The organism is Campylobacter troglodytis, assembly GCF_006864425.1.
In the GTDB taxonomy this organism is placed as follows: domain Bacteria; phylum Campylobacterota; class Campylobacteria; order Campylobacterales; family Campylobacteraceae; genus Campylobacter_D; species Campylobacter_D troglodytis.
Window position 1 is genome coordinate 1 of the sequence record NZ_QHLI01000089.1, and the last position, 6,576, is coordinate 6,576.

Annotated in this window: 5 protein-coding genes and 3 pseudogenes; 1 reads left to right on the forward strand and 7 read right to left on the reverse strand. The window is 34.8% G+C overall.

The window, feature by feature from the left end; all coding sequences use genetic code 11:
- Positions 1 to 915, reverse strand: a 915-nt coding sequence (locus DMC01_RS11730; protein ID WP_142694387.1) for an Mbeg1-like protein, incomplete at its 3' end; no start/stop codon positions are given.
- A 173-nt stretch (positions 916 to 1,088) separates the two neighbouring features.
- Here DMC01_RS11730 and DMC01_RS16105 point away from each other — a divergent pair.
- Entirely contained in the window at positions 1,089 to 1,217 is a 129-nt protein-coding gene (locus DMC01_RS16105) for a hypothetical protein (protein ID WP_282432317.1), read from the forward strand.
- Positions 1,218 to 1,323: 106 nt separating this feature from the next.
- On the opposite strand, the pseudogene DMC01_RS16880 reads toward DMC01_RS16105, so the two are convergent.
- The 6 genes and pseudogenes from DMC01_RS16880 to DMC01_RS11760 all read right to left on the reverse strand — a co-directional run.
- Positions 1,324 to 1,792: pseudogene (locus DMC01_RS16880) on the reverse strand (transposase); the annotation flags it as partial.
- 515 nt (positions 1,793 to 2,307) lie between these two features.
- Entirely contained in the window at positions 2,308 to 2,904 is a 597-nt protein-coding gene (locus tag DMC01_RS11745; protein ID WP_142694388.1) for a GDYXXLXY domain-containing protein, read from the reverse strand.
- Complete coding sequence (locus DMC01_RS11750; RefSeq protein WP_185908916.1) at positions 2,894 to 4,144, reverse strand: DUF2157 domain-containing protein; 1,251 nt, start codon at positions 4,142 to 4,144, stop codon at positions 2,894 to 2,896. The genes DMC01_RS11745 and DMC01_RS11750 overlap by 11 nt, the downstream gene beginning before the upstream one ends.
- A gap of 250 nt (positions 4,145 to 4,394) precedes the next feature.
- Positions 4,395 to 4,473, reverse strand: a pseudogene (locus DMC01_RS16885) (IS1595-like element ISIse1 family transposase); the annotation flags it as partial.
- Between the two features lie 41 nt (positions 4,474 to 4,514).
- Positions 4,515 to 4,613, reverse strand: a pseudogene (locus DMC01_RS16890) (IS1595 family transposase); the annotation flags it as partial.
- Between the two features lie 1,293 nt (positions 4,614 to 5,906).
- Positions 5,907 to 6,576, reverse strand: a 670-nt coding sequence (locus DMC01_RS11760) for a methyl-accepting chemotaxis protein (protein ID WP_246058933.1), incomplete at its 5' end; no start/stop codon positions are given.

The following is a 6,576-nucleotide window of genomic DNA, read 5'->3' on the forward strand; positions in this document are numbered from 1 at the left end:
ATTATTAATAGTATCTTGCGAGGTATTATTTTGTGCGATTTTATTGTAGTTGCCTTTAAGTTCTAAAAGATAAGAGTAAAAATAAAGGGTTTGAGTAAGGGTTATGATAGAGTGTGAATTTAAGCTTGTATATATAGGCAAGGTATTTTGTGAGCCATACTGAGCTGATGCTATGAGCTTTATGCCGCTGCTGTTGTAAATATGTGTTAGTTTCATTGAAGTATCAATGCTTAATTTATCAAAAACTTCTCGCAAAATTTTCATAGTATTTGGATTTATAATAGTATTTGGAAAATTCCAGCCATAAATACTAGGTGAATTAAAGGTATAAACTTCTTTAGGGGAAAACCCCAGTAAATCCTTATATTTATCATCGCAATATATCAAAGCCCATTGTGCTAAATAGCCACCGAGTGAATGCCCTACAAAGATGATGGGTTTTTTATAGCTTTGCAGTATTTGTTTAACTTCTTTTAAAAAATCTAAAAGGGCAGAGTGTTGAATATTCATACTTAAAGAGAGTGCTATGTCTTGAATGGCATCTATATTCCAAAAACCCTCTGTCCCTCTAAATCCAAGCACAAATCTATCTTTTTGAGTGTCATAAAATAAAGTAGCACTAAAACCTGATGCAGTATTTGCTTGATGAAAGTAAATTTTGTATCGTTTTATAAATTCCTTTGCTTGCAATTCCCCAAATTCGCCATTGAGTTCGCGTGTGTCAGTAAGATAATATTCATGTCCTATTTTTATTTTTTTACCAGCTGTTTTGCCATTGTAATTTGAGCTTATAATTTCGTTTAGGGTAATAGTGATATTATTTTCTTTCAATACATACCCATCTAAATCAAAGTAAAAATAACTTGCCTGTGCTAGTTCAGCGTAATTTTTTAAATCATCAAGTTTAGCTATCACTTGGGTTCCCTCCTTCAAATAGTATCCAATAATAATAGCGTATCAAACTAAAAAAAGAGTCTATTCCAAAACGGAAAATATATTCCGCAACAAAAGCTAACGGATAATATAAAAGCAATACACAAAACATCATTAAACATTTCTTATTCCTTTTTGTTGCAAAAAGCCATAAATTGACTATCATTGGCGGAAATATTATCCAGCCCAACATAATAAAAAATTCCTCAACCCTATTTGGATTATGCCCTATGATAGGGGATATAAACCAACCTATAATACAAAATATCACCCAGCAAAGATAAAGTATTTTAAATGTTTTCATTTTGTGCATCCTCTATGGCAGTCTTTATCTTTAATCTTTTTGCCATCAGAATTTAACTCATAAATTTTGGCGATTGATACTTTTAGCTAAAATTTTAGAGGATTTTTCCTAAGCCATTTTAACAAAATTTTATACAAATTTTCGTTTTTAACCTTGACATTATATCGAAATTCAGTTTCCTTCAAATGAAGGTAGAAAAATTCTCTTTTAATGCCGTGAAACTGACTTAATCTAGCCTTCGCAAATCCCCAAAAATTCTCTATTCCATTGATATGGCTTCGTCCGTTTGCAAACTCGTTTTTGGAGTGCTTTACCCTCTAATGTGCCTTTACACACAAATCACAAGGCCTCGTAGGCTTTGAAGCTTTCCTGTAATTTTCACTTTCTTTAAGCTCTGAAAATTCCTTTATTATGGACTGCAATTCTTTGGCAGAGCAAGTGTTTGAGCGTATAAACGCAGCCGTTTCGCTTTAACATTCCAAACACAGTCGTTTTGCGACCAGCTCCACGCCCCCTTTTTCTACGCACACGCCTTGCACCAAAGTAATTTTCATTGACTTCGATTTCACCGCTCATTTTCTAAAGAAACTTCGTTTTGCTGATTTTTCACACTCTTTGGTGATTAAAATGCGAATTTGCTTGGAAATTTTACATAAGCTTTGATGACGAATTTGACAAAGATCGGTAATTTTTTCGCCTCTAAATCAAGTGTTTCTTACAAAGTGAGGGGACTGAAAGGCGAAGCAAAAATATACTTCAAAATTTCTTAAATTTCTTTTGAGACAATTCAGAAACAAAACTTTTGTTTTTCATAGATGCTAATTCACAAACCCTTTAAGTTTAATTGAGTCTAAAATTTTAAACGAAAATTCAAGCAATGAGGCTTTAAGCCTTGCCAAACAAAAGGCATTAAAGCTACTTCAAAAGGCACTTAGCCAAGATTTACTTACACAAATTAAAAGTCAAAATCTAAAAATCATTGATTTGAGGGCGTAAATTTTATTAAAATTTACTAAAATTGATAAGATAAATTTTTGTTAAAGTATCTTGTGCCATTTTTTTCTTTTAGCTTAGTTTATCACAGTGTCTAAACCACCTGTGAGTGGCTCTAACTCATCATTATCCTTCCCTTGTAAATCGCTTTTTGCATCCTCTATAATCTTTAAATCCACAATCCTTGCCTTGCCCTTGTAAATTTTAAGCGTAACGAGTGCGCCAAATCGTCCGTTACCATCAAACGCATCGCCAGATAGCGAACGCAGTTTTCGCTCGATTTCAAGTGCCTTTTCTTTGGGAACAAAATACTTTTCTGCCCCTATTTCAAGCAAATCGCTCCACCGATGAGAGCGTTTTGCTTTAATATATAATTCATTTTGTGGCTCATCAAGGAGTATTTTGCCAAATTCAAACACCTCGTCATTGTTTTCATCAACAAGCAAAACAAAAAATTCTTTGATTTGCCTATCTTGTGGCAGCTCGTCCTCTTTCACTCTTATGCCATAATCAAGTCGCACAAAATTGCCAGAAAGTATGTCGCGCGGGTCGTATCCCCTAGCTCGCACCCTAAGCTCATCGCCCAAAAGCAAGGGCAAATAAGCATTTAAAAAGACAAGCACGATAAGCACAAACTGCACCACAAAGGCGAAGACAAGAAATTTATGCTTCATTTTGCATTCCTTGTGCTTTTTGCTTTTTACGCGCGATGATGAGTAGCACAAGCCCAAATATCGCAAAGATAATGCTAGCACCTATGTAATCTCCTAGCAAATGAATGTAGCGAACTATCACAAGCGCACAAAGGGCTAAAATGCCTAGCACAATGTGCTTTTCTTTGATGAGATAGACCCCAAAAATAAGCGTTAAAAAAGAGTAAAAAATTTGTGCAAAAGTGGTATAAACCGTGGATTCATAGTCATATCTAAAAAATTGATACAGCGAAAAGCTCAAAAAGCCGTAGCTTTCAAGCCAAAACAACACGCCCAACACACCTAAAAAATAGCGTTTAAAGGCTAAATTCAAAAGGGCTGGGGCTAAAAACGCAAGCAAAATCAAAAATGCTGTGAGAGAAAAATTCTCATTAGTAAGCATTGGAGTGATGGGCTTTGGCAAAGCGTAGAGATTAAGTAAGATAACAAGCACCCAAGCGCAGATAAAAAGGGCGTAAGGCTTGTAGCTTTGCGCGTTAAAGGCTAAAAACAAAAGGCTAAACGGAAAGGCAAGATACACAAAGAGCTTAGAAAAAGGGTCATAATACGCGTTAAAAAACCAAGGCGCAAAATAAAGATAAGCAAAAAGGGCGAAAAAATTCACAAAGGCAAGGGCTTTTGAGCCATTTTGTGCTTGCAAGATAAAGCCACATAAAATAAAAAGCACAAAAGAATGTGTGAAAATTTCATTATCTGCATTTATATAAAAGGCAATAGCCGCGAAAATATAGGCTTGCCAAAAGACAGCACCACTTTTAAGCACAAATGCCATAAGCAAACTCACAAAAGCCACGCTTAAAAATGCACTTGCCGTGTCATCGCCTAGATGATAAATTTGAGAAAGCAAGGCTAAATTCGCAAGTAGCACGAAGTTGCTTAAAATGCCTAAAAATTCGCTCCAAAGGGCACTTTTATCTTTCACAAGATAAAGGGTAATTTGCGTGCCAAAAAGCACAAGCAAAAGCAAGGCAGTGCGGATAAATGCGGGTATTTGCTCCCAGTTATAGCCTATAAGCGTGATGAGTGAGAGCGAGAATAAAACCGCTGCAAGTGCTGTTAGCAAAGATGAACTCGCCTTTGTTTCAGCAAGAGGGATTTGATAATGCGCAAAAATTCGCTCTTTTTGCTCCGCGCTTAAAAGCCCATCTTTTTCAAGCTTTGAAAGCTCGTTTTTTAAGAAGTTTTGTTTATAAAAAATCAAGTTAAGTCCTTTGAAATGGTGTCTTTGTTGTTTTATAGCTACATCATTTAACAGTTGATACTTTTAAGCTAAAATGATCTAGGATTTTTCCTAAGCCATTTTAACAAAATTTTATACAAGGCTTCATTTTTAAGCTTGATCTTAGAGCTAACTTCACTCTCTTTTAAATGCGTGAAAAATTCCTCTGTCCTAAAACACCTAAGCCAGCCCTTGCAAACTTCTACTACGAAGTTGCAAATGAAGCGAAGCAAAAAATTCACAATTTTGTTTATGTGGTTATGTCCCTTTGCAAACTCATTTTCGCTATGCTTTACTCTGTAATGAGCTTTTGTTACTTCTTGCAAAGAGGCGAGTGTATAATACGAAGTAAAAATATAGATGTCTTTTTTCCAGCCCCACGCCCATGTCTTATGCACACTCTTTTAGCACTGAAATAACTCTCATCAACTTCAAGCTCACCGTTCATTTTCTAAAGAAACTGCGTTTTATTGATTTTGCACAATCTTTTGCTATCAAAAGACTTGTTTATTGCACAATTGCATTAACACAAGGGCGAGAAAGCTCATATAAAATGGTATTTTGCTTACGCAAAGATCAAACAAAAACACTCCAAAAATTGCTAACATTTTCGCTTATAAATGTAGGGTAAAATATATACTAAATATAAATTTTAACAAGTTTTTAGCTCTAATTATACCAGCTAAAAACATCAACCACCTTTTATAAATTTAAGCACTAAGGAGCTTAAATTTTTAAAAAATGCATTTAAACAAAGTGCTACAATGCATAAAGATAATTGTATTAAAGAATAGATCTTGGATATAAGATTAAAGAGTTTTAATTTATAGTCTTTGTTTGAATTTGTTTGTTTATGGTGTAGATTTAAATAAAAGCTTACATTTACAAAATTAACTTACATTTCAAGTCAAGTCCAAATTTTAACTCTTTTTCAAACAAGCTTTTGGTTTTAAACTTAGCTGAGTTTTAGCGTGAGACTGAATTTTAAAGGCTAAATTCAAGCCAAGTTTGAATTTAAAGCATTTTTTTAAAAATGCTAATTTTATCGCTCTTGGTTTGAGATAGACTAAGTAGCTTTTATTTGCGCTTATAAATAGGGATGTGATAAAATTCACAGTTTCAAAGCCAAGCTTGAATTTAAATTCAAAAGCCTCTTTTAAATTCAAGGTCTGAATGTTTAAAATTTTAAAGCTTCAAGCTTTTAAAAACCCAAAGCCCCCACAACAAAGCCTTAAATTCACACAAAAAATTCAAAGTCAATCAACAAACTTCAAGCCAACTTCAAAAATAGCCTTAAAATTCAAAGTCTCTCAAAAACAGCCTCAAAAGCTCAAGAGGCTTAAATTCACAAAAGCCTAGAAAGGCTACTCAAAAAGCCTCTCAAAAAAATTCAAGCCAGCTTTAAAAAGCCTCGAATATTAAGGCTCAAAATATCCTTAAATTCAAGGTCTCTTCCCACAAAACAGTTTCAAAGCCTTTCCAAACAGCCTCAAAACCATTCAAAATAGCCTCAAATTCAAGGTCTCTCTCACAACAAAGCCTCAAAGCCTCTCAAAAAAAAAAAAATTCAACTTAGCTTAAAAAGCCTCAAATATTAAGGCTCAAAATATCCTTAAATTCAAAGCCTTTCAAAAAACTAAAAAATTCAAACCTCTCAAAAAGGGAATTTAACTCAACTTTAAAAATTCAAAGCCACTCAAAATATCCTTAAATTCAAAGCCCACACAAAGTCCCAAACAAGCCTTTAAAATTTCTTCTTCTTAACATCATCATAGATATTCTTAGCGATTGAGCTAACGCTATCTGAGATTAAAGAGGAGTCATTTGCTATGCGGACATTATCTTGCGTGCTTGTTTCTATGGCTGCTACTGCGTCGTTTATTTGAGTGATTCCAGCGGTTTGTTCTTTGATGCTCTCAGCCATATCGTTTATGCTTTGAACCAGCAAGTTGGTGTTTGCTTCTATCTCACTTAAAGACTTTTGAGTGCGCTCAGCTAGCTTTCTAACCTCATCAGCTACCACAGCAAAGCCACGTCCATGCTCACCAGCCCTTGCTGCTTCTATGGCTGCGTTTAAGGCTAAAAGATTTATTTGATCAGCTATGTCGCCAATTATACCTGTTACATTTTTAATTTCTTCACTTTGAGCTATTACCTCTGTTGTTTTGGTGGAGACATTTTGCATTGAGGAGGTAATTTCTTCAAGGGCTGCTGCTGTTTCTTCAAGTGAATGAGCTTGTGAATTTGAGCTTTCTGTCAAGGCTTTCACAGCCTCGCTTAATCTTGTGCTTTCACTATTTAGAGCATCAGCAAATTCAGCCGAGGTTTTAAGCATGGTTACTATCTCATCGCCTAGGGTATTTGTAGTAGTTTCTACGCTTCCCTTGGCATCTTGGATCTTTGTGGTAAAATCA